Source organism: Paenibacillus taichungensis (assembly GCF_050994985.1).
Classification (GTDB): Bacteria; Bacillota; Bacilli; order Paenibacillales; family Paenibacillaceae; genus Paenibacillus; species Paenibacillus taichungensis.
In genome coordinates this window covers 2,045,509-2,068,831 of sequence record NZ_CP194720.1, presented here as the reverse complement: position 1 = coordinate 2,068,831, position 23,323 = coordinate 2,045,509, and the positions used below count along the sequence as shown (strand labels likewise).

Below are 23,323 nucleotides of genomic sequence, written 5' to 3'. Positions count from 1 at the left end.
CTCTAATTTGATTTCATTAACAATGTATAAGTTACTATGCTACACTTAGTGTAGGTCAACCATAAATTTCGATAAATGAGGGTTAGCATGTTAACGATTGGAGAAGTAGCGAAGAAAGTCGGTATCACTATTGGCGCGATACGCTTTTACGAAAGAAAGGGACTGTTGACGCCTGCTGCGCGAAGTGAGCAGAATAACCGTCTTTACTCCGAAGATGATCTGAACTGGCTGGTTTTTATCAAATGTCTTCGCGAAACCGGGATGAGTTTGGAGGATATCAAAACGTATTATGACAAAGTAAATGAAGGAACCTCAACCTTGCCGGAAAGAACCAAACTGATTCAAGATCAAAGGCAAAAGTTGCTGGAAGATATCGAGGAGAAAAAAGCGCAGCTCGTTCATTTGGACCATAAACTGGAGCGCTATTATCGCGGAGAAAATTATTAAGATAAGTCTTTTCCTAAAGACAAAACTTTTGAATTTCATGTAATTAGAACTTTGAACCCAAAAAAGGCAGACGATCACGTTTGATCGTCTGCCTTCTTCATTTTATTTAGCTATAGTTCGCATAAGCTAAAGTTTCAACATCGATCTCCCTTTATATTTTCTATTAGTCATTATCTTACTAAAGATTAACATATACCATCTATCCACAAATGAAAAATTTACCTGCTCGTTAGCTTAATCAAACTATTGTTTAAATAGGTTGACAATGAGAATTGTTATCAATAATGTGGAGTGAGATACTATCGAAATGAGGTACACAACGTGAAAATAGACGTGAATCAGTTAGCAGAACATTTTGCACACATTCCTTTTCAAGTAGAGGGAATATATCGATATGCTACAAATCCAGGAGTGACTCACGCTGACTATACCGATTCCTTTCCTGGATTTGTATTTCCCCTTACAGGAAAGATACAATTTCAATTTAATGATACCCCTTATATCCTTTCGCCAGGAAAAGTGGTGCATGGTGGGGCAAAAATGAAATTGGATGAAAAAACGTTTGATAACTCCAATTGGGAATATATCCTTGTTTTATACCGGATATGCAGCTCGGAATTAGAAGAGTCAAGCTTTTCCCATCAGCATTTTGAATTATCAACGGGACAATCCCCTCGTCTTATCGAACTAATTATGCAGCTTTGGCATGTGTACAATCAGGGTGGCGGCATTTCAATGTTTCAGACTGAAATGCTTTTTCGCGATGTGCTGAACGAAGCCTTAATAAGTGTGGCAAATAGACAAATGAGTAGTGAATCACAGGCTTTATTCGAACGGGTATCTAATTATATTCATGAATACTACTATCATGGCCTTACCATAACATCACTCGCAGAACAATATAACGTTAATCGAAATCGACTTTCTTACATATTTAGAAAACATGCAGGCATGGGACCGGCAGAATATCTATTAAAACACCGTCTCAACAGGGCGCAAAATATGCTATTTACAAGTGATGTACCAATACAGCAAATTGCACAAACCGTTGGAATTGTTGACCCCTTTTATTTTAGTAAAGTGTTCAAGAAACAATTTGGCTTTTCGCCTAGTGAATATCGACAAAAGTTCATCAATAATCCATGTTAACTTCAACAGGCATCCATTTTAAAGCCAAAATTAAATCAGTATACTTATGGCAGACCAAGGAAAACATCATCATGGCTTGAGTTGCGTATACAGCATTATATCGAAGGTGAAAAATAAGGAGGGCTTACTATCCATTATCAAGCGATTAAACTAAGCGAAGAACTATCTAAAATAAAAGATAATTGGTCACCCCAACTAATTGGTGAATTGAATGACCATGAATTTAAGATCGTTAAAATTGACGGGGATTATGAATGGCATGTTCATCCCGAAACCGATAAGTTATTCTTCGTGATTAAGGGTGAGATGATCATTGATTTTCGTGATGGTCAGGTGAGGATTTCCAAGGATGAGATGTTTATTGTCCCGAAGGGACTCGAGATCAAACCCTCCGCCGAAAAGGAATGTCATATCATGTTGATGGAACCTAAAAGTGAAGTAGATACTGGCGGGACTGAGTCCGCATAAATAGCCAACTACGTTTCATCGAACGGACATTGTAATAAATGAAACTAAGCCCCTTCAGCAATGAAGGGACTTTTGCTTTTTAAGATAACATATGTGACTGAACAGCTGAATGGTTTACTAACAAACCGATTTATATAAACAGATTATGATTTGCATGAGCTGCCTGCCCCAGATAGTAACCCACTCCACCGATGTTAACCGAATCCATTAATTCTTCATGCTGAATCCCCATTAAATCCATGGACATCTGGCAAGCGACAAACTCAACTCCCTGCTCAGTTGCGGTCTGCATCAGTTCTTCCAAAGAAGCAACATTGTTATTCTTCATAACGCCGCGGATAATCTTTGGTCCAACTCCGAGCATATTCATTTTGGACATGCCAAGCTTGTGGCTGCCGCGCGGTAACATCATGTCAAACATGCGGCCGATCATTGTTTTGGATACAGGCTGTGGCTGATGCTTACGAATAATATTTAATCCCCAGAAAGTGAAGAACATGGTTACTTTACGTCCACTTGCTGCTGCCCCATTTGCAATAATCAGAGAAGCAATCGCTTTATCTAGATCACCACTGAAGACAACCATCGTGCTCGCAGGCTCCTCTTTAGGAGTTTCCATAGCTGAAGATACGGTCTGCGCAGCATTCTTGGCAATTACCGCTTCAATAGTACCGCCTTTGGATCGTTCCAAGTGTAGAAGTGAGGAACCAGACATCGTTGTCCATGCTTTCACATCTTCATAAAATCCTGGATCGGAAGCTTTCACCCGCAGTGTCTCTCCATTCGATAGTTGATCCATTTTCTGCTTGAGTTGTATCAGCGGACCGGGACAACTTAAACCGCACACGTTCAACTCATTATCGATACGTTGTGGCTGTGCAGAGATTGGATTGGAGAGCTCTGTTTCCTTTACAGCATGTATCGGATTATTGTTCTGATCCTGCCCGTCATTATTTTCATCGTTTCTCATAGGAATTGGAGCAGGCTGAAATTGTGCTTGGCGGTATGTCTTATAACCTCCGCTCAGATTTTTCACATTAAAGCCATGCTGACGCAAAATCTGCGAAGCTGTATATCCTCGTAAACCAACCTGGCAGTATACCCAAATATCTTTGGTTGGGTCTAATTCATCTAACCGCTGACGAAGCTCATCCACTGAAATATTTATGGAGTCCGGAATATTCCCATTGCGATGCTCCAGCTCACTGCGTACATCCAACAATATCGATTGCTCCAGCTGGCGATCAGATAGCTGATCATAGGTGAACGTTTCAACACGTCCAGCCGTAATATTTTCAGCTGCATAACCAGCCATATTAACTGGATCTTTCGCAGAAGAATACGGTGGCGCGTAACTCAACTCGAGCTCTGTCAAATCACTGATGTGGCCCCCAAAATGAATGGATACAGCAATGTCATCAATCCGTTTATCCACACCGTCATAACCAACTGCTTGTGCGCCTAAAATTTTACCTGTCGGTGTAAACAGTAGTTTAAGAGTAATCGCGCTGGAACCCGGATAATACGATGCATGAGATGCAGGATGCACGACTACAGTTCGATAATCGATGCCGAGACGTTTTAGTGTTTTCTCATTACTGCCTGTAGCTGCCCCGGTCATTCCAAACACTTTAATAATGGCTGTCCCTTGTGTTCCTTTGTAGATGGAACTTAGTCCAGCAATTCGATCTGCAACAATGCGTCCCTGTTTGTTGGCAGGTCCAGCAAGCGGAATAGCTGTCTTTGTGCCATGAATGGTTTCAGTTACTTCGATTGCATCGCCAACAGCATAAATATGTGGCACACTGCTTTCGAGTGCTTCGTTGACCATAATATGTCCACGTGTTCCTAGGGAAACTCCGCTATTTCTCAGAAAAGCTGTATCTGGAGTTACTCCTATCGCAAGAATAACCAGGTCAGCTGTCAGAATACGACCATCTGCAAGCTCAACACCAATTCCCTGCTCAAGTTCCTGAAAGCCCTGAACACGTTGGGAAAACAGCAGCTTTACCCCATTTTGCTCCATTTCCTGTGCCAATGCTGCGGCCAGTTCAGCATCAAATGGAGTGAGTAGCTGACCATTACCCTCTACTAACGTTACATCCAATCCGGCTTCCTTCAAATTTTCTGCCATTTCAACACCAATAAACCCTCCACCAATAACAATTGATGATGCGTTGTTAGATGAATTTATTTGCTTCTTGATCCGATCAATATCTGGAATGCTGCGCACTGTATAAATCAGTGGATTATCCGTACCCGGCAGATCTGGAATGATTGGCTTGGCACCCGGTGACAAAATTAATTCGTCATAGCTTTCTTCATATTGACCGCGCTCCTGGCTTTGTACCTGAACTGTACGAGTATGCGGATCAATAGCGATGATCTCACTTTGAGTACGTACATCAATATTAAATCGATCGACCATACCTTTGGGAGTTTGTACCAGCAAACGCTCTCGATCCTCGATCGAGCCACCAATATAATAAGGTAAGCCGCAATTGGCAAACGATATATAGGGACCTTTCTCAAATATGATAATTTCGGCATGTTCATCCAGACGGCGCAGACGGGCAGCTGCTGATGCACCACCCGCTACTCCGCCCACAATCAGTACTTTTTTACTCATGATTCACAATCTTCCTCTCCAAACAAAATAGGTATTATTTGTTCAATCCGTTGGTCGGCAAGCACGTAATTTACTTCAAGGCCATTGCGCTCAGTCGCTACAATACCTGCACTACGCAGCTTCTGCAAATGCTGAGACACTGTTGATTGGGGAAGGTCCAGACACTCCTGCATATATGAAACGTTACATTTCTTTTTTCGCATCAACCCGCGCACAATGCACAGGCGAATTGGATGAGATAAAGCTTTCAGTAAATTAGCAGGTTCATCGAACTGTTTTAAATTAGTGCTATCAAAAGCTTCTGTATTCAAAAATACCCCTCCCGAATCGTTATATCGTAATATTACGATATTTAAATTGAGATGTCAAAATATTTTCATTCCCCTGTTTAACTTCCACTTAGAATCAGTAGAATGTCGTATCAAATACTATTAGATCCAGTACTATCAAGACATTTAAGAAAAGCCGATAAACACACAGTAGATGTGGTGTTTATCGGTTTTTTTAACTGCCCTTATATCATGAATGAATAATTCCCGTTCTGCGGAATCAATATAAAATTAAAGACCTGATAAGAAAGAACATACACAGAACTCCCAGCAATAGAAACATCATTGCTGACTGACGTTCACTCTTCCACAATCGAAATGTATTAGCAAAACTCAAAATTGCCAATGCAAGCATATTAATTCTAGTATTCATTTCAAAAAAATTAATACACAGTAGAATAAATACCACGATCCCCACAAAAAGAAACCATATCGGTATATTCTTAGTAAGCCGTTTATTCATTTCATTCCCCTTTTAAAATTTATATTCTATCTCTATTAGGGTATTCTTCAAATTTATTGAAATACCTTCATAATTTCAAAAAAGTAGGAATCGTAGGCGTCCACGCTAGTCACGAAAATGCGGGCTTTAATCCCCACTCGTAGCCGTTAACTCATACTCCTGCTCAATGTGGGAATAGCCGATTATTGCGGTGTTTCCAGTTCCAGGTTGAATTTTTATACGAAACGTCGGATTCCGAGCCCATGCATCATGAGGTGCCTTTTCAACATATGACACGGTGTCATTTTATTGTTGACGTATGACATTGGTGTCATATATAATTCATTAATCAGCAATTGTGACACGGTGTCACTTATTAAGATTGGAGGATCATATTTGCCAAAAAAAACATTTTTTCACTTATCGAAAGATAAACAGGACACGTTAATTCAATGTGCCAAAAGGGAATTTTCTCGAGTTCCATTACACGAAGCATCCATTGCCAATATCATCAAAGACGCGGGGATCTCTAGAGGAAGTTTTTATCAATACTTCGAGGAAAAAGAGGACCTATATTATTATCTGTTGAACCAATCCTCACAAAAAAATAGTGACCGATTTATTGCAGCTTTAAAGGAGAAAAACGGAGATGTATTCGAAGCTTTTATTGATTCATTTCAATTTATGATTCAGAATCACACCAATCAAGAACACAAAAACTTTTTTAGAAATGCCTTTTTAAATATGAATTATAAAACGGAAAAAACATTTACGAAGAACATCTATGAAGAAAATCGGGATAACCATCTTTTACCTATCATTGGGTTAATGAATACGGAAACTTTGAATATACAAGGGGAACGAGAATTGCAGCATATTTTAAAAATTATTATAGCTGTCACTTTTGATAACCTGATTCAAGTGTTCGTAAAGGATTTAACCTATGAAGAAGCTTCAAAAAATTATGGTGAGCAAATGGAACTGCTAAAAAGAGGATTTAAAAAAATTTAATAGATAGAAATATTTATACACATATATTTAAACGAGCTCTGGGATTAAATGAAGTGTCAAAAAAGGAGAAAAGACATATATGGATTCAGCTTTACACGAAAAAAAACCACCATATTTAATGATTGCGATTCTTTTTATCGGTGCATTTGTTTCATTTCTAAATAACTCGCTCTTAAATGTAGCGCTGCCATCCATCATGGTGGATTTGAACATTAAAGATTATTCCACGATCCAGTGGTTGTCTACGGGCTATATGCTGGTCAGTGGTATATTAATTCCGGCGTCAGCATTTTTATTAACACGTTTCTCCAATAGAAGTTTGTTTATTACTTCCATGACCATTTTCACTTTAGGTACGGCCATAGCAGCCGTTGCACCAAACTTTGGTTTATTGCTTACAGGAAGAATGGTTCAAGCAGCAGGCTCTTCAGTAATGGGACCACTGTTAATGAATATTATGCTGGTAAGTTTCCCACGAGAAAAACGCGGAACAGCAATGGGTATTTTCGGGTTAGTTATGATTACCGCCCCGGCAATCGGGCCAACATTATCAGGTTTCATTGTAGAATATTATGACTGGCGTTTACTTTTCGAAATGATTTTACCGTTAGCCGTCATTAGTTTACTGTTAGGAATTTGGAAATCCAAAAATGTAATGCAGCAAAACAAAAATGCAACACTGGACTATTTCTCGATCATATTATCTTCCATCGGTTTTGGTGGTTTGTTATATGGGTTCAGCTCTGCAAGTTCAGATGGCTGGACAGATCAAGTTGTCTTAATCACTTTAATCGTCGGAGCTATTGCCCTGATCACCTTCGTTGTCCGTCAATTGAAAATGGAAACACCATTATTGGATTTACGAGTTTACAAGTATCCGATGTTTGCCCTTGGCTCTGTTATTGCGATTGTAAACGCAGTAGCGATGTTTTCCGGAATGATTTTAACACCGGCATACGTACAAAACGTAAGAGGTATTACACCACTTGATTCAGGTTTAATGATGTTGCCAGGTGCGATAATCATGGGGATTATGTCACCTATTACAGGTAAACTGTTTGATAAATATGGCCCACGTGTTCTTGGCATAATCGGGCTTACGATTACAGCGATCTCAACGTACATGTTGGCAAACCTGCAAATCGACTCGACTCACACTTATATTATCCTTGTGTACACTCTGCGTATGTTTGGTATGGCAATGGTGATGATGCCTATTATGACTAACGGCCTGAATCAATTACCAACACGCTTAAATCCACATGGTACAGCTGTCAACAATACAGCTCAGCAAGTGTCCGGTTCAATTGGTACGGCTATTCTGATTACGATTATGAATTCGGTGACAAAAACAAAAGCTGAAGATTTAATGACTGGTGTTGATCCAACAACTTTGACAGCAGCCAATAAAGCTTTATTAACCCAAGAAGCGTTATTAGCCGGAATCCAATATTCATTCTATATCGCTCTTGGCATTAATATTGTCGCATTAATATTAGTTTTCTTCATTAAACGAGCGGAAGTCAAAGATGAACCTGTCGAGGCTTTAAAAAATCAGCAGGGTAAATCTAAAACAAAACCCGCAGTAAATTAATTAAAAGCAATTGATCAAAACAGAACGCAGCCAAAATAAGAAACTAAATTAAAGAATATATAATAAAAATGGAGCCTACTATCGTTAAGATAGCAGGCTCCATTTTTTCTCTCCTCTAAACTTATATGTTATGTATGTTTTCAATCTAATCGACCGGGTATATATTCATCAATGATCTGTTCACTTGGGAGGCTAGGTAATTATGTTTATGGAATTAACTATCAAGCTAGTAATTAGCTTTTTTGGGCTATGGGCCATCACTTTTATAACTGGTAGAAAAACGCTCAGCCAACTTACACCACTAGACTTCCTATCTTCCTTAGTACTCAGTGAAATTGTAGGAAATACGCTTTACGATGATCAGGTAAACATATCTCAACTTATATATGCATTGGCAGTCTGGAGTGCCCTCTCTTACCTTTTTGAGAAAGTAACCACCCGATTTGTAAAATTCGGCTATGTAGCAGAAGGACGGGTTGCTCTTTTAATTGATAATGGAGAGGTAAATCAGAGCTTGCTCAAGAAATATGATATTGAGTATAAACAATTACTCTCCATGCTTCGAAAGCAGAGTGTTTTTTCGCTTCAAGAGGTCAAACATGCCGTTTTAGAAATAGATGGGTCTCTGTCCGTCCTTCGCAAACCTGAATATGAACCACCATCTGCCCAAGATTTGGGACTCGAAACACCTTCCGATAGTTTTGCTATTACAGTGATTGATAAAGGAGAATTACTGAAAATGTCGATGAAAGGAAAGGAAATGGATACGGATAAGGTAAGAATTGAGATGCAAAAGCAGGGATATGACAATATTAAGGATATAGCTTACGCAGAATATGGTGAGGATGGAACACTTTATATCATACCGAGTAAGAGGAAGAAAAATCGAACGATCATTAGAAATATGACATAAACCTTAACTTTTCTCCGTAGAATATCCGTCTGAGTGATTCGCATATTGAGTAGATCCATAGTATTTTCTTTCAAGTATTCCTTTCAAACACGAAAAGCCGGGAAAAGTTACTCCCGGCTTTTTGTGTTATTTTCCAGTTTCAGCAAATGTCTGTATCCGTTCCCCAATCTGGTCACGAACCCTTTGGAATAGAGCCCATTTCTCCTCTTCTGTACCTTGCGCTTTCGCGGGATCATCGAATCCCCAGTGTTCTCGCTTCACTTGTGGAGGGGTCATTGGACATTTATCTGCCGCATCCCCGCATAATGTGACGACGAAATCTGCACTGTTCAGTAGCTCGGAGTCAATGATGTCCGATGTCTGACTTGAAATATCGATACCTACTTCCTTCATCGCTTCTACTGCTTTTGGATTCAAACCGTGTGCTTCGATTCCTGCGCTATAAATGTTCCAGTCCTCACTCAGGTACTTTTTAGCCCAACCTTCAGCCATTTGGCTCCGACACGAATTGCCTGTGCATAGGAAATAAAGTGTTTTTTTGCTCATGTTCATCATCTTCTCCTTGTGGTTTGAATTTATAGAATGCTTAACCACAGATATAGACCCACTAGCGTAATAAGTAAAGTCGGAACTGTGATAATGATACCTGTCTTAAAGTAGGTGCCCCATGAAATCTTGACGCCTTTGGTGCTGAGCACATGAAGCCAGAGCAGTGTTGCCAGTGAACCAATCGGTGTAATCTTGGGACCTAGATCGGAACCAATAATATTGGCGTAGATCAATGCCTCCCGAACGGTTCCTGTAGCCGTTGTTGCATCAATGGCGAGTGCGTCAATTAAAACCGTAGGCATATTGTTCATCAGAGATGAAATGATCGCAGCAATAAAGCCCATACCAACCGTTGCGACAAACAATCCTTGATCTGCCACGGCCTGGATGGCTACGGCCAGCAGATCCGTCAGACCCACGTTACGCAAGCCATAGACCACGACATACATACCAATAGAGAAGAATACGATTGCCCAAGGCGCTTCCTTAACGACTACTTTAGTCGGTACAGCAGAGCTTCGAGAAGCCATAATCAGGAAGAATATAGCCACGACTCCTGCCACAATAGATACAGGCACACCAACAAATTCACTGCCAAAGTAACCGACGAGCAGGATACCAAGTACAATCCATGACAACCGAAACATCTTCAGATCTTTGATCGCTGTTACAGGTGCTTTCAGTTCACCGGCATCAAACCGTTTGGGAATGCTTTTCCTGAAAAAGAGATACAATACACCGATACTTGCAGCCAGTGAAAACAGATTCGGAATAAACATTCTGCCTACATACTCCATGAACGTAATACCGAAGAAATCGGCAGATACGATGTTTACCAGGTTACTTACAACCAGTGGTAATGAAGTTGTATCCGCAATAAATCCGCTGGCAATAATGAAGGGAAACACTTTTTTCTCATCAAAATTCAGTGCGCGGACCATAGCCAGAACAATTGGGGTCAGAATTAGTGCTCCTCCGTCATTGGCAAAGAAAGCAGAAACTACAGCTCCTAAGATGGAGACATATACAAACATCCGAACCCCTCTGCCATGAGCTGCCTTCGCCATATGTAAAGCTGCCCATTCGAAGAAACCGATACGATCCAAAATCAATGAGATGATAATAATGGCCACAAAAGCAAGCGTGGCGTTCCATACCATTTGCGTAACATCCCAAACATCATGGAAATGAACTACGCCTACAAGCAACGCCAGAATGGCTCCGCCGCAAGCAGACCACCCTATGGACAGGTTTTTAGGCTGCCAGATGACGAGCACTAACGTGATCAAAAAGATGAAGCAAGCAAGAAAAGTAGAAAACAAACATATACGCCTCCGATCAAATTAGTTTCATTTGCATAATCATATAACAATATACTTATATATTGCTCAAAAATTAATTACATACGGATGAAATGTTCTCTTTATTTAAAGACTTAAGAATGGCTGCAGAATCTGGCATAAATTCCAACACAGATTTAATATAAGGTTTATCCTCTACATTCAAAGAGTAGTATACCCATTGTCCACGTTTATTCTCTTTAACCAAACCTTGATCCTTTAACTTGCGCAAATGCTGACTGACCCCAGGTTGTGACATGTCCAGAATGTCTACAAACTCACACACACACCATTCACGTTCTTGTAGGAGTGTAAGTATCGTCAGACGAGTCTTATCCCCCAGCAATTTCAACTTTTCCGATGCTTCTTGAATAGAATCCATATCACTTACCTCCTTCTCTCTATATAAGCACATGCTTATATTATAATGCAAAAGTCTTATTGTCAATTTTAAATTCCAAGTGAACCTGAAAGTATTGGTTTACAGTTAAACCAACACTTTCAGGTTAATCAGACCTATTCTATATTAATTGGAACAAGATGAACTACAATCACTTGTTTGCTCGGCTACCTGTACTTTTGAACGATTCAGACTGCACACACCCGTTTCAGGTAGATCCAGTTCTACTTTTGCAGCTGCATCCAGGTCACCTGCCAGAAAAGCTACCACCGAACGAACTTGTTCATATCCGGTAGCCATCAGGAAGGTTGGCGCACGTCCATAACTTTTCATCCCAACAATATACAATCCTTGTTCCATATGACGCAGTTCCTTCTCCCCATGAGGACGAACAGTGCCGCAACTATGAACATTCGGATCAATTAACGGAGCAAGGGTTGCCACACTTTCTGTGGTTGGGTCGATACTCAGCCGTAGCTCCCTAAGGAAGGATAAGTCTGGCCGACTTCCGGCATTCACGATGATCTCATCAATATGTGCTACCACGTGTAACTCGCCATGTTGCTCTCCGCTTATGGTAATCTGCTTCCCTTCCTGCTTCAGTTCCTGAATATAGAAGGGTGTAACAACAGTAATTTTCCCGGAATCCACCAGTTCATGAATACGACGTCCCAGTTCTCCTCGCGCTTCGAGCTGATCACTCGCTTCTCCGCCATATGCTTCTTCCACGTGATCTTTTCTCATAATCCAGGTCAGTGTCTTACCGGAATTTAATTCTTGAAGCTTGGCAAGATCAAGCAATGTATTCAAGGCCGAGTGTCCGCTTCCTACTACTGCAATATGTCTATCTGTGTAGCGCTCTCGATCTACTCCAAACACATCCGGAATGCCATAGAATATATGGTTATGAAGAGCTTGTTCCCCAGGAGTCAACACGCCGCTGGCGAGTACAGGGTTAGCATGCCCCCAAGTTCCTGATGCATCAATGATAGCTCTCGCCTCATACCGCTTAGCCTCACCCTCTTCTTCAACGTAAACCATAAAGGGTTGTTTTTCTCGGCTCGCTGTTTTCATTTTATCTGTATTTTTGCGACTGATCCCCACAACACGTGAATTTAAATGAAGATTGGACTGAATCTCCGGAAGTTCTGCGAGCGGGAGCAAATACAGATCTCGCAGTTCATGCCCTGTTGGTAAATCATCTGGAGCAGGGGTAATCCATCCCTTCTTGGATAACAATCGTTCAGCCGCTTTATCTACGTTATACTGCCATGGTGAGAACAGACGAACATGGCCCCATTGGGAGATATTCTCACCTACTTTAGTCCCCGCCTCAAGAATAATAAACGATTGGCCTGCTTCAATCAGATGAGCTGCTGCAGCCAAACCAATAGGTCCTGCACCAATGATAACAACAGGTAAATGGGTTAACTCTCCTTGGTTTAAAGATTCCAAAGGGGAAACCTTCTTTTTCTCTAAAGTGGGAGCACAGCAAGAATCAACTTGTTTGAATTCAACGTTTTTCATATCAATGTACCTCCAGTATGTTTAATATACTTGCATTTTGCAAGTTTTTGAGTAATGTAACGGGGTAATGAAGCCCATTACCCCAGCGGCGTACAACACATTTTCGATTTTAGCATGCTCTCATTGAGCAGTTTAATGGATTGAATGACGGTCTCCTTTTCTGTATCCGTCATGAAAGAAAAAACCTCATCCAGATGAGTATTCATCCGATGATCTATAGCCGTTGTTACAAATTCTCCTTCGTCTGTCAAACTGAGAATGTATACTCTCCGATCCTCAGGCAGTGGTGTTTTTTGAACCAAATTTTTCTTAATCAGGGTCTGTACTTGACGACTGAAGGTTGTGATATCCATGGCGAGCGTTTCAGCAATTTGTTGCATGGACGGCTCATGTTGATGGTTAATTTCGTATAGAATATGGCTCTGAACCAGCGATATTTCATGCTCTCCAACCGTGCAACAATTTTTATCCAGTAAGCCGAAACGACGGACCATAATTTGTAGTGGCTCTCTGGGACTCTCAATATCTGACAACATGATCACCTCTTGGTCATCATTATAAACAAATTACTTGCAATTTGCAAATATAAAATCAAAAGAGCATCAAATAATGTCTAATTTAAATTTTAAAGTCTAAAATTTTAACTATAAATTTATTTTTAGAAAGGGGTAGCAGCAAAATGTCAAATTTTCTTCATACTATTACGGCAAACCATTGACTTGTCTGTGACAATAGTCACGTCGTTATGATAATTCTGATATATTAATACATGAGATGAATGATCTTGATCGTAATGTCAATGAGTAGATAACTACACATCATTACTGTATGGATATTAGGAGGAATAAGATTGTGTTATTAGCGATATTAAGTATAGTTATGGTCGTACTGTTTACAGCATTCATTGTTCTTAAAACGTATAAGCGAAAAGAAAAACTTACAGGTATGCCTGGCATGATGATCGCTATGACCATTGGCATGATGTCCAGCCTTGTACTCGGTGTACAATTAGGCATTGTATTTCCTCGGGATTTAACAGTCCCATCCATTGCCGCCATATTGTTTGGCTTAGGAGCCGGATACTTCACAGGCAAACCTATCAGTATATTGGCAACTCTGGATGGTATGTTGGCAGGAATTATGGGTGGCATGATGGGAGCAATGCTCGGGGTAATGATTGGTCCATCCTATCTCATGATGATATTTGTTGACATCCTATTCATTTTTATTATGAGCGTTGCTCTTCAATTGTCGAATCAAGAAACGGATACTAGCGATAAAACAAATAAAAGTGGGATTGGTATGCCGTTTATTGGAGGTATACTTACTGTAGCTTTTGGAATTATAGCTGTAGGTGCAACGTTATTTTACCAATATCAACCGAATGATACATCGGCAATTAAATCACAAGAATCACAGAGTGAGCAAGCTACTTCTCTTCAAGAAAATTCAGAATATCAGATTGTTTCCGTCGATGTAAAATCATATGGTTTTAGTCAAGAAAATATTGAAGTAAAAGCTGGCGTTCCAACAAAAATAAATTTTATAAAACATTCAGGTTATACATGTATAAGAAGTGTTCAGTCTAAAGATTTAGGAATAGATGTGTATCTCGAAAAAGGAGATAACTTCATTACCTTAAAAGATCTGAAACCTGGAACGTACAACTTCAATTGTGGCATGTACATGTATTATGGAACGATCACCGTAGTATAAGCGAGAAATGTAGGATCATAATAGGGAACTTTATGTCAGTTACTCATGACACAAAGTTCCCTATTTAAAATTGTTTTTATGGACTTTTATATAACAAAAAACCGCCAGCAAAAGCTAGCGGAAATTCATAAGCTAGTATTAAACCAAGAAAGCTTTGGAGATGATAACCAACAAAATAAACAATACCAGAATTGCACCAACGGACGTGAAGCCACCGTATCCTCCACCAAGTCCGCCTACATTCCCATATCCAACTTCGCTCATGTTTCTTCCCCCTCTTTTGTGGTATGTGTTAGATTATTCAGGATTTGTTAATTTGACAAGGCTAAAAATAAAAATAGGCTAGGTCTGTGGGACATGCATGTCCATCTGGAAGATAACTATAAAAATGCTTTTCCGCTCTTTCTGGCTAATGGTGTAACCGGAGTAAGGGAGATGGGCGCGGCGCTGACAAACGTCGATATATGGAAAACGAGGATTCAAGCCGGGGTGCCTCGTGTCCGTATCTACTCAACAAAAAAGACCGCTTCCGAGTCCATGTAATAGCTCAGAAAACAGTCTTTTTCCTCTTTATTCAGCTTGCCAAATATCGTTCAGCTTCCAATATGTCAACCCATTTACTTGAGTCTTTCCACCCTCAGTGATGAGTTCAATACCTGAGAGCTTCCCACTCGGATAGATACGACTTGTCATCGTAGCTTGCCCTTTATTAGCGAACATTTCAATGGATGAACGATCCAGAAATACATGTAATGTCAGCTGTCCCTCAGCATTTAAGCCTGCACGACGAACGCCATCCGTCTTCTTGCCTGATTTGGAACAATCAAGTATAAGCTTCTGATCCGGAATGGAATAAGTGATCACCGTTTCCTCATGACCTGTACCGCGAAGCTTCAAGCCCACCAGATCCGCACTTGTCTTCGTCAGGTCAAACACGACTTTCACTTCAAGCAGATCCGCTTCAACTTCTGTCAAGGAGCTTCCATAAATCACATGATCCTGATACACAACATGTTCACTTTGGCGAAGCAGCTTCATTTCGTCTACCGGATTCATCAGAACTTTGTCATTCTCACCCAATGTAAGCACACGTGGGATGGTGAGTGCACCGCACCAACCGTCTGCTTTTGTTGGCATATCGGCTTCCCACATATCCATCCAGCCAATCGCAATCCGGCGACCTTGATCATCTAAGAAAGTTTGAACCGCGTAGAAATCATGACCATGATCAAGCTCAATAAACTCTCCATGCTTGTATTCATTTTTTTCATAATCATATTCCCCAACATAGTACCCAGTCTGAAATAAGTTATTGTACTGATCTCCTTGCGCATCAATACCTTGAGGAGAGAACATAAATACATGCTTGCCGCCTAGTTCAAAGAAATCCGGGCACTCCCACATGAATCCCATATCCTTGTCTCCCTGCAAAAGCACACCATGATAGGTCCAAGTTCTAAGATTCGCAGATGTATACAGAATTACACGTGGTTCTTCTTCTTTCGTACTGTTACCCAGGATCATATACCATGTATCCTCGTGCTTCCATACCTTCGGATCACGGAAATGCTGGGAGCTATCAGCCGGAGGCTCAGAAATCACGGGATTTTGTTTTAATTTTGTGAAATGAATGCCGTCTGTGCTTACTGCCACGTTTTGATTTTGGAAGAAAATATTGTTCGGTTGATCAATGTAATGATGTCCAGTATAGATCAATGTCAGTTCGCCGTTATTATCTACTGCGCTACCTGAGAAGCAGCCATCCAGATCACACGCATCTCCTGGAGCTAATGCAATCGGACAATGCTCCCAATGCACAAGATCTTTACTTTTGACGTGACCCCAATGCATGGGTCCCCAGTTCTCATCATACGGATGATGTTGATAGAAAGCGTGATATTCGCCTTTATACTGAATTAATCCATTTGGATCGTTAATCCAGTTTGCAGGTGCCATAATATGATACCCCAAGCGATAACGCTTGTTCATTTTTCCTTCTGCCTGTTTCAAAGCTTCCTCAGCTTGCTTCGTATTGTTGTGATAAGTGTTCATCATGTTTTCCTCCTATGCTGGTTCAATATGCGAGTTAGGTTTAGGATCCAGCTTATTCAAGTTTTTCGGATCCCTCTTTAAGGTAAAGATTGAGATTGTTGTAAAGGCAAATACGAATATACCCATAAGCACGTAAGTATTCGAGAAACCTCTGATGTCATAAAGCGTACCGGCGATGGGTGAAAAGATTGAAGCTCCTACCTGACTCGTAAACTGGAAACCAACCAGATACAAGATCGATGACAGACGCGTGTCAAAATTAGCAGCCAAGTATTTGAATACGGAGATTAGCATAATGGGCAGTTCCAGTGCATGAATCAATTTCATAGCGGATATACCGTAAGGTCCGATAACTAGGCCGGAGCCCATAATACGGAATGCCATTAAGAATCCTGCCAATATCAGGCCCTTCTTAGCTCCAGTTTTGTTTACGATAAACGGTGCTAAGAACATCATGCCTGCTTCCAGGAACACTTGGAAAGAATTTAAGTAACCGTATACTTGATTGCCTAATGCAGTGCTCGAGAATGTCGATGAGAAGTAAATCGGGAATTGCTGGTCATACACATTGTATATACACGTAACACCTAGCACATATAAAATGAAGAACCAAAAATGCTTATTCGCAAACAAACTACCAACTTGCTTAAAGTTAATAGATTCAGCCCGTTCCATCTCGGATTCTGTCATCTCCACCTTGATTGTCATCATGATGATGAACAGAACGATAGCAGATACAGATGCAATCCAGAAGTTAATGTTAGGGTTGATATTAAAGAACTGACCAGCAAAGAATGTTGCTGCCGCCCAACCAAGCGAGCCCCACATCCGAGATTTACCATATTCAAAGTCATATTTACGGCTGACTTTCTCTACATACGATTCAATAGCTCCAATCCCAGCCAAGAACGAAACACCCAAGTATAGTCCACCTACCACTGCGCCAAGAAATACATTGTATTGGAGTAAAGGTCCGTAGATAAAGATATAGAATGGACCAACAAGTAAGAGCAAACCGCTGATTAGAAATAAAATATGCTTTTTCAATCCGATCTTATCAGAAATATAGCCATAAAGCGGTTGCATACATAATGCAAAGATAGCGTTTACAGTAAAGATAATGCCAGTCTCAGCACCATTCAGACTGATTTCTTGCCCCAGCCAGATGGAGAACAATGAATAACTTGCTGACCATGTAAAAAAGAAAAAGAAGAAATAGGCGCTTAGTTTCCAGTACATGCTCTTTGAATGTCTCATATCGAACGCTCCTCTAAGTTGAACATTTAATGTGAATGTAAGCACTTTAATGCGCTTGCAAAATCGATTATATGTCAACCGGTTTCATATGTCAACCGCTTGACATATTTTCGAAAGAAAAGGAGCTTCCCTTAATCCCAGCACCCTAAGGTTAGCTCCATTCGTCTTGTCTTCAAAAAATTTGTAGTAGATATGAAAATTAAATTTACACTGTACCCGCTTCAATAAGTTTCACAGGCAGATACGTTTCTCGCGGGACCTCACTGAATTCACCTTCAATTTCTTTAATGACTAGCTCTACGGCAGATCTCGCAATTTCCTGTATAGGTTGCTGAATCGTCGTTAATTCAGGAAGCAAGTTACGAGTTGTTTCGGTTCCGTCATAACCAATTACACGAATATCTTCAGGAACACGTTTGCCACGTTGTTTTGCTTTAGCAATGAATGACGCTGCCACCAAGTCATTACTCGCAAACAATCCATCTACTTCGGGATGTTCATCAAGCAAACGCCCAATCGGTTCATCATGATTCTGTTGATGGAATGGATCATATACTTCATAAGTGATCGCTTCGCGACCATGTTGCTCCATGACATCTTCATATGCTTTTCTTCTTAAGCTTGCCGGAGTTTCCAATTCGACAGGTCCATTAATATGCAAGATGTGCTTGCATCCCTTGTCAATCAGCAGCTCAGAAGCCATTTTTCCGCCCATGTAGTTATCCGATCCTACGACAGGAATCGTATCCGATAAGAAGCGATCAATCGCAACAACCGCAATATTTTTCTGATCATAATTAACAATGCCTCGGTTATGTGTCCCTACGATAATGCCGTCAACTTGATTACGCATGAGCATATCCACATATGATTCTTCTTTATCCAGCTGATTCAAGCTATTACAAATCAGTAGTTTATAACCTGATGACGCACAAATATTTTCAATATGAAAAGTCAACTCACCAAAAAAGGGGTTGCTTGTTGTGGGTATGATTAATCCAATGAGATTGGTTCGTTTACTAAATAATGACCGAGCTACATCATTTGGAAAATAGTTCAGCTGCTGCATTGCGTCATGGACTCGATTCTTCGTTTCCTCACTGATATAGCCTCGATTATTGAGCACCCGAGAAACCGTCGTCGGTGAAACTCCTGCTAAATCTGCAACATCATTAAGTTTAGGTTTCATTGATTGCTCCCTGCCTTCTTTCCATACCATATGTACAATTATCCCTCCATTTTAACATGGTTAAACGTGAAAGGACATGCTCCAGCCAATATTGAATATAGGCTCAAATTAAAACGACAGCCCAGTAAATTACTGTTCTGCCGTTAAAATAAACATGATATTAATTGCATGCATGGTGATCAAGCGAGCGCATCTACTCTTACAAGTTCAGATCATCTGCGAGTGCTTCAACTCCTGTGAAGATAGAATCGCCATACCCCCAGAAGTTGTTGAAATCAATAACGTAAATTTTCTTGTTCTTAATTGCATTAACACTTTGCAATTGCTTGTTGGCTAGCAGCTTTTCAATCGTTTGTTCTGGATCAATACCGCCGGCATATTTCGAAATAATCATAGCATCTGGATTGATCTCGATTAGCTTCTCCAAACTAAGCGTGCCTTCCTCGTTAATGAGCATATTATGCATATTGATTAATGACATTGCACTTTCAATAAATGTGTCTCCATTTCCGTTGTACACTCCAATGGTTCCATCACCATTATCAAAGAAAGATGCATAGTTGATCGTTTCAGCGCTTGCTCGAGCCGATAACGCTTTCTCACGTGCTTTGAGCTGTTCGATATATGCCGCTGCATTCGCTTGTACGTTAAATATTTTACCCAGCTCAGTGATATCCTGATATAAATTATCTAATTTTGCATCAGTAACGCTGGTACTTTGTACAAATGTTTTGATATTCATCTCATTCAGACTATTTACAGTACCAACACCCCAATCAGCATCTTCAAACAATCCCCCACGCCCCATAACCAGATCAGGTGAAGCACCTATAGTTACTTCCTTGCCTACATAACCTTCAGATAACACAGGAATTTTTTTGAAATCTTCAGCAATATCATCAGGTACATTGCCAAATAACGCCGCTACGCCAACAATCTTGTCAGTCAAGCCAAGACGAATCAATAACTCCGCTGCACCTTGTGTATTGGCAACCACTCGGTCAGGTGCCTTATCAAAGGTTTGTTCCTTTGCCACCCAAGTGCCGTTTTCAGTTGTAAAGTTTGAAACAACGATTGGGTATGTTGTTTGAGCTGCGCCTGTAGCATCCGCATCCGTTTCTTGCTCATCTGTTGAAGCATTCGTAGCGCTATCCGTCACGGCTTCCTGTGAGCTAGTGTTTGCATCTTTGCTGCTATCATTACCACTGGAGCAAGCTGCAAGCACAAAAACAAGTGCAGTAATTAAACAAAGGATTGCTCCTTTTTTTACTCGTAAAAACATTCAAAATCTCTCCCTTTTCCTTTTTCTTTTTGGCCAATATGTATCATAGTCATTGTCAGTATACAGCAAATGTCGAATTACGTAAATGAGAATGATAACTATTATCACAATAAGAAATTCCGATTTATAGAGAACCACATTCCATTGGTTAAATTCTCCAATACCGGTTAACTATCCATTCCATCAAGGCCGTCCGTTTCTAGTAACAAATCCGGGTAAAACAAAAAAGCCGCTATAATAGCGACTTTCAATGTGCCATAACCGATTGTGCCAGTCAAAACGTGCCGTCTTCGAACCTTCTACTCATCCGTTCGTAACATTGCCCCTGATATTAAGCATTAGTTATATTGACGAATATCAGGTGGTACATAAGTACTTATAAAAGTGTTAATTTCGTCTAAAGAATCTGTAACAAACCGATTATAGGCTTGGTTGAACTGAGTTATGTTATCAAAAAAAGAAGGAGCAGGCTATATTGTTATGGAAAAGAATACTAAAAGTAGATTAACTAAACCAACTGCTTACATTACATTGACCATATTCATTATCCCCCACAGCCACAACCGTACCGTCTGATTGAATGCCAAGAGTATGAGCACAACCCGCAGCAATCGCCACAATGTCACTCCAGTCACCTACATTGCATTGATCGTACTTATTCCAACCCACGGCAACCACCGTACCGTCGGATTGAAGACCTATGGTATGATTACTGCCTGCCGCGATCGCCACCATTCCTCGCCAGTCGCTTACTTCGCATTGCCCATGTTTATTCCCACCCACGGCAACCACAGTGCCACCCGATGTAAGCCCCACCGTATGAAGGTATCCTGCCGCTACTTCCACGATATCGCTCCAACCGCTTACTTCACATTGGCCATACTGATTATTGCCCACAATCGTCACAGTACCATCTGATCTAAGCCCAACGGTGTGCCAGTCACCCGCCGCTACCGCCACCATATCACGCCAGCCGCTTACCTCGCATTGGCCTTCATTATTTCGTCCCACAGCAATCACTGTGCCATCCGATTTAAGACCAACGGTACGACGCCACCCCGCAGCAATTGCTACAATATCTTGCCAGTTGTTTACTTCGCATTGATCATGTTTATTCCAACCCACCGCCACCACCGTGCCGTGAGATGTTAGACCGATGGTATGCGAATTACCTGTGTTGGTCGCCATATGAACATTACCAGCCGCTACCGCCACGATGTCGCGCCAACCGCTTACATCACATTGACCAACTTTATGATCACCCACTGCCGTCACCGTACCGTCCGATTTAAGACCAATAGTATGACGTCGCCCCGCCGCTATAGCGGTATATTTAGGGCGCTTCACCTTTAATGCCGCTTCAATCGACGAAGTGTAATCCATGTTCTACCTCCCTGAAATAAATTCCCTGATCCCCGAGATGCAGTTTCGATATCATAATTTTTTTACATCATACTCTACAATAAATAATAAACACAAGGAATTAGACAGGTCAAAAAACCGTTAACTCTACTCAGAATTAACGGTTTGAAATCGTATCCTATTTTAATTTAGCCGGCGGAATACTTTGCGGGTTATTAAATACATTTTTCGGATCGTATTTCGCTTTTACTTTTCTCAATCTGGCGTAGTTCTTCCCATAATAGGTCGGCCCTGGATTTTTAATACCTTGGTCTGGTACGTTAATGTAGGACCCTACAATATAAGGCTGCAATTTCTTTCTTGTGTTCCGAGTCAAAGCAATATTTTTGGCTGCACGCGATGGCTTCACCCATGAGCTGTTCCATTCCACATAAAATTCAGCTTTTCGCCAGTAAAACGCAGTGGCTTGAGGTGCGACTCGACTTACAGCACCGCCCCAGTTAAGGAAATAGAACCCGGCTGGTGTGCCTTCCTCTGCATTTTCCAGAAACTCACGCATGACTTTGAAGGCTTTATCCGGGAATGGCTGTCTGCCAAAGCCACTGGAAAACTGGTTGCTGTACCTTTGAGTGAGCACAGGATCTGGAGCTAGCAAAAACTTCGTTGCTGCCCTGTATGGCAGATACAGAATGCTTTTTTTAGTAGGCGTTCCTACGCTAAGAATGGGTTCCAACTGACGGAGGGCTTCACTCTTCGAACCGAGGTATACCCCTAGCATGCTAACATTTCCGCCTTTTTTGGGACCAACACTTAATTCACTTCCCAGCTTGTTACTAGCCTTAGGCGCCCATACTTGCCATTTCTTCACGACTTTTTCGAACTGTTCCCATGGCCATGTGATACTAAATACAGTAGCTTTGGTTGGAGCTCGCCGCACTTTGAATTTATATTTAGTGTATACACCGAAGTTACCGCCTCCGCCGCCACGTGTAGCCCACAGAAGATCAGAATTTTGTTTTTTGTTCGCCCGAATAATCCGCCCTTTAGCATCAACCATTTCGAGTTCAATTAGATTATCACAGATGAGACCCGTTGTCCTTTGCAGTGGACCAATTCCGCCACCAGGTGTTATTCCACCTATCCCAACCGTTGGACTGTCACCAAATGGGGCCATAAAACCTTGTCGAGCCAACGTATCCACGATTCTTCCTACCCGATTACCTGTTTCAACAACGGCCGTTCCGCTTTTTTTGTTTAACTTGATTCTCTTCATTTCGCTAACGTCGATGACAATGCCACCATTAACTTGTGATAGGTTGGACTCTAAAGCGTGCCTCCCACTTCTCGGACGAATAGGGACCTTATTTTGACGCGCCCATCTTATGGCGTTGGCTACATCCTGTGTTTTTTGAGCAAATACAAAAACTTTAGGGAATCTGTCCGTATGCGGATCCCAGTTCTTCCGAGCCACTTCATAACCAGGGTCACCTTTAAACACCACTCGCCCTGTAAGCTTAACTTTGGAAATCACGTATCTATCCAACTCCTTAGTTATGAAAACATGTATTTTTCATTAACAAATTAGGCTAATTCCATATAACCTATGAAGGAGAATCATGTTGTGTTTGGGCATAAACAAAAAGAAAAATATCGGATCACGAGCAACC

General features: G+C 41.0%; 21 protein-coding genes. 7 read left to right on the top strand and 14 right to left on the bottom strand.

What is annotated here, in order from left to right:
- The first annotated feature begins 87 nt into the window (after positions 1–87).
- The 3 genes from ACR1R9_RS09565 (at position 88) to ACR1R9_RS09555 (ending at position 2,064) form a co-directional block, all read left to right on the top strand.
- A complete protein-coding gene (locus tag ACR1R9_RS09565) occupies positions 88–447 on the top strand; it encodes a MerR family transcriptional regulator (protein WP_433921229.1) in 360 nt (119 codons plus the stop codon).
- A gap of 321 nt (positions 448–768) precedes the next feature.
- Positions 769–1,596: a helix-turn-helix transcriptional regulator gene (locus ACR1R9_RS09560; RefSeq protein WP_076289295.1), complete on the top strand. Its 828-nt coding sequence runs from the start codon at positions 769–771 to the stop codon at positions 1,594–1,596.
- A 207-nt stretch (positions 1,597–1,803) separates the two neighbouring features.
- Entirely contained in the window at positions 1,804–2,064 is a 261-nt protein-coding gene (locus ACR1R9_RS09555; RefSeq protein WP_433921230.1) for a cupin domain-containing protein, read from the top strand.
- 130 nt (positions 2,065–2,194) lie between these two features.
- Here the strand turns inward: ACR1R9_RS09555 and ACR1R9_RS09550 are convergent, their stop codons facing one another.
- Both ACR1R9_RS09550 and ACR1R9_RS09545 read right to left on the bottom strand, forming a co-directional pair.
- Positions 2,195–4,693 carry an FAD-dependent oxidoreductase gene (locus tag ACR1R9_RS09550; RefSeq protein WP_433921231.1) on the bottom strand — a complete coding sequence of 833 codons (2,499 nt, stop codon included), beginning with the start codon at positions 4,691–4,693 and terminating at the stop codon, positions 2,195–2,197.
- A complete protein-coding gene (locus tag ACR1R9_RS09545; RefSeq protein WP_175382246.1) occupies positions 4,690–5,004 on the bottom strand; it encodes an ArsR/SmtB family transcription factor in 315 nt (104 codons plus the stop codon). The genes ACR1R9_RS09550 and ACR1R9_RS09545 overlap by 4 nt, the downstream gene beginning before the upstream one ends.
- Positions 5,005–5,860: 856 nt before the next feature.
- Between ACR1R9_RS09545 and ACR1R9_RS09540 the strand changes: the two genes are divergently transcribed.
- From ACR1R9_RS09540 to ACR1R9_RS09530, 3 genes are all read left to right on the top strand, one after another.
- A complete protein-coding gene (locus tag ACR1R9_RS09540; RefSeq protein ID WP_099856039.1) occupies positions 5,861–6,475 on the top strand; it encodes a TetR/AcrR family transcriptional regulator in 615 nt (204 codons plus the stop codon).
- Between the two features lie 79 nt (positions 6,476–6,554).
- Positions 6,555–8,069 (top strand): DHA2 family efflux MFS transporter permease subunit, encoded by a 1,515-nt coding sequence (locus ACR1R9_RS09535; protein ID WP_099856041.1) that lies wholly within the window; start codon positions 6,555–6,557, stop codon positions 8,067–8,069.
- A 202-nt stretch (positions 8,070–8,271) separates the two neighbouring features.
- Complete coding sequence (locus ACR1R9_RS09530) at positions 8,272–8,982, top strand: DUF421 domain-containing protein (protein WP_433921232.1); 711 nt, start codon at positions 8,272–8,274, stop codon at positions 8,980–8,982.
- Positions 8,983–9,108: 126 nt separating this feature from the next.
- Here the strand turns inward: ACR1R9_RS09530 and arsC are convergent, their stop codons facing one another.
- From arsC to ACR1R9_RS09505, 5 genes are all read right to left on the bottom strand, one after another.
- Positions 9,109–9,528, bottom strand: a complete 420-nt coding sequence (gene arsC / locus ACR1R9_RS09525) for an arsenate reductase (thioredoxin) (protein ID WP_433921233.1) — start codon at positions 9,526–9,528, stop codon at positions 9,109–9,111.
- Between the two features lie 29 nt (positions 9,529–9,557).
- Positions 9,558–10,853, bottom strand: a complete 1,296-nt coding sequence (locus ACR1R9_RS09520; protein WP_433921234.1) for an arsenic transporter — start codon at positions 10,851–10,853, stop codon at positions 9,558–9,560.
- 73 nt (positions 10,854–10,926) lie between these two features.
- Positions 10,927–11,253, bottom strand: a complete 327-nt coding sequence (locus tag ACR1R9_RS09515) for an ArsR/SmtB family transcription factor (RefSeq protein ID WP_099856047.1) — start codon at positions 11,251–11,253, stop codon at positions 10,927–10,929.
- Between the two features lie 144 nt (positions 11,254–11,397).
- Positions 11,398–12,798 (bottom strand): NAD(P)-binding domain-containing protein, encoded by a 1,401-nt coding sequence (locus ACR1R9_RS09510; protein WP_411836477.1) that lies wholly within the window; start codon positions 12,796–12,798, stop codon positions 11,398–11,400.
- A gap of 77 nt (positions 12,799–12,875) precedes the next feature.
- The gene (locus ACR1R9_RS09505) at positions 12,876–13,322 is read right to left on the bottom strand and encodes a MarR family winged helix-turn-helix transcriptional regulator (RefSeq protein ID WP_175382492.1); all 447 of its coding nucleotides are present in this window, start codon (positions 13,320–13,322) and stop codon (positions 12,876–12,878) included.
- Between the two features lie 328 nt (positions 13,323–13,650).
- On the opposite strand from ACR1R9_RS09505, the gene ACR1R9_RS09500 reads away from it, so the two are divergent.
- Entirely contained in the window at positions 13,651–14,514 is an 864-nt protein-coding gene (locus tag ACR1R9_RS09500; RefSeq protein WP_433921235.1) for a cupredoxin domain-containing protein, read from the top strand.
- Positions 14,515–14,652: 138 nt separating this feature from the next.
- Here ACR1R9_RS09500 and ACR1R9_RS09495 read toward each other — a convergent pair whose 3' ends face one another.
- The 7 genes from ACR1R9_RS09495 to ACR1R9_RS09465 form a co-directional block, all read right to left on the bottom strand.
- Entirely contained in the window at positions 14,653–14,778 is a 126-nt protein-coding gene (locus ACR1R9_RS09495) for a hypothetical protein (RefSeq protein ID WP_063562644.1), read from the bottom strand.
- A 306-nt stretch (positions 14,779–15,084) separates the two neighbouring features.
- Positions 15,085–16,566 (bottom strand): glycoside hydrolase family 32 protein, encoded by a 1,482-nt coding sequence (locus ACR1R9_RS09490; RefSeq protein ID WP_433923741.1) that lies wholly within the window; start codon positions 16,564–16,566, stop codon positions 15,085–15,087.
- 12 nt (positions 16,567–16,578) lie between these two features.
- Positions 16,579–17,823: an MFS transporter gene (locus tag ACR1R9_RS09485; RefSeq protein ID WP_175382252.1), complete on the bottom strand. Its 1,245-nt coding sequence runs from the start codon at positions 17,821–17,823 to the stop codon at positions 16,579–16,581.
- 205 nt (positions 17,824–18,028) lie between these two features.
- Positions 18,029–19,012: a LacI family DNA-binding transcriptional regulator gene (locus ACR1R9_RS09480; RefSeq protein WP_099856721.1), complete on the bottom strand. Its 984-nt coding sequence runs from the start codon at positions 19,010–19,012 to the stop codon at positions 18,029–18,031.
- 199 nt (positions 19,013–19,211) lie between these two features.
- Positions 19,212–20,294 carry an ABC transporter substrate-binding protein gene (locus tag ACR1R9_RS09475; protein ID WP_433921236.1) on the bottom strand — a complete coding sequence of 361 codons (1,083 nt, stop codon included), beginning with the start codon at positions 20,292–20,294 and terminating at the stop codon, positions 19,212–19,214.
- A 504-nt stretch (positions 20,295–20,798) separates the two neighbouring features.
- Entirely contained in the window at positions 20,799–21,677 is an 879-nt protein-coding gene (locus tag ACR1R9_RS09470; protein ID WP_433921237.1) for an RCC1 domain-containing protein, read from the bottom strand.
- A 157-nt stretch (positions 21,678–21,834) separates the two neighbouring features.
- Positions 21,835–23,184, bottom strand: a complete 1,350-nt coding sequence (locus ACR1R9_RS09465; protein WP_433923742.1) for an FAD-binding oxidoreductase — start codon at positions 23,182–23,184, stop codon at positions 21,835–21,837.
- Positions 23,185–23,323: the final 139 nt, after the last annotated feature.

Bases quoted from the DNA above. Each gene is read 5' to 3' on its own strand.
- ACR1R9_RS09475 (WP_433921236.1), bottom strand. From the start codon at position 20,294: ATGTTTTTACGAGTAAAAAAAGGAGCAATCCTTTGTTTAATTACTGCA.
- ACR1R9_RS09495 (WP_063562644.1), bottom strand. From the start codon at position 14,778: ATGAGCGAAGTTGGATATGGGAATGTAGGCGGACTTGGTGGAGGATAC.
- ACR1R9_RS09515 (WP_099856047.1), bottom strand. From the start codon at position 11,253: ATGGATTCTATTCAAGAAGCATCGGAAAAGTTGAAATTGCTGGGGGAT.
- ACR1R9_RS09535 (WP_099856041.1), top strand. From the start codon at position 6,555: ATGGATTCAGCTTTACACGAAAAAAAACCACCATATTTAATGATTGCG.
- ACR1R9_RS09490 (WP_433923741.1), bottom strand. From the start codon at position 16,566: ATGAACACTTATCACAACAATACGAAGCAAGCTGAGGAAGCTTTGAAA.
- ACR1R9_RS09530 (WP_433921232.1), top strand. From the start codon at position 8,272: ATGTTTATGGAATTAACTATCAAGCTAGTAATTAGCTTTTTTGGGCTA.
- ACR1R9_RS09480 (WP_099856721.1), bottom strand. From the start codon at position 19,012: ATGAAACCTAAACTTAATGATGTTGCAGATTTAGCAGGAGTTTCACCG.
- arsC (WP_433921233.1), bottom strand. From the start codon at position 9,528: ATGAGCAAAAAAACACTTTATTTCCTATGCACAGGCAATTCGTGTCGG.
- ACR1R9_RS09510 (WP_411836477.1), bottom strand. From the start codon at position 12,798: ATGAAAAACGTTGAATTCAAACAAGTTGATTCTTGCTGTGCTCCCACT.
- ACR1R9_RS09550 (WP_433921231.1), bottom strand. From the start codon at position 4,693: ATGAGTAAAAAAGTACTGATTGTGGGCGGAGTAGCGGGTGGTGCATCA.
- ACR1R9_RS09470 (WP_433921237.1), bottom strand. From the start codon at position 21,677: ATGGATTACACTTCGTCGATTGAAGCGGCATTAAAGGTGAAGCGCCCT.
- ACR1R9_RS09565 (WP_433921229.1), top strand. From the start codon at position 88: ATGTTAACGATTGGAGAAGTAGCGAAGAAAGTCGGTATCACTATTGGC.
- ACR1R9_RS09485 (WP_175382252.1), bottom strand. From the start codon at position 17,823: ATGAGACATTCAAAGAGCATGTACTGGAAACTAAGCGCCTATTTCTTC.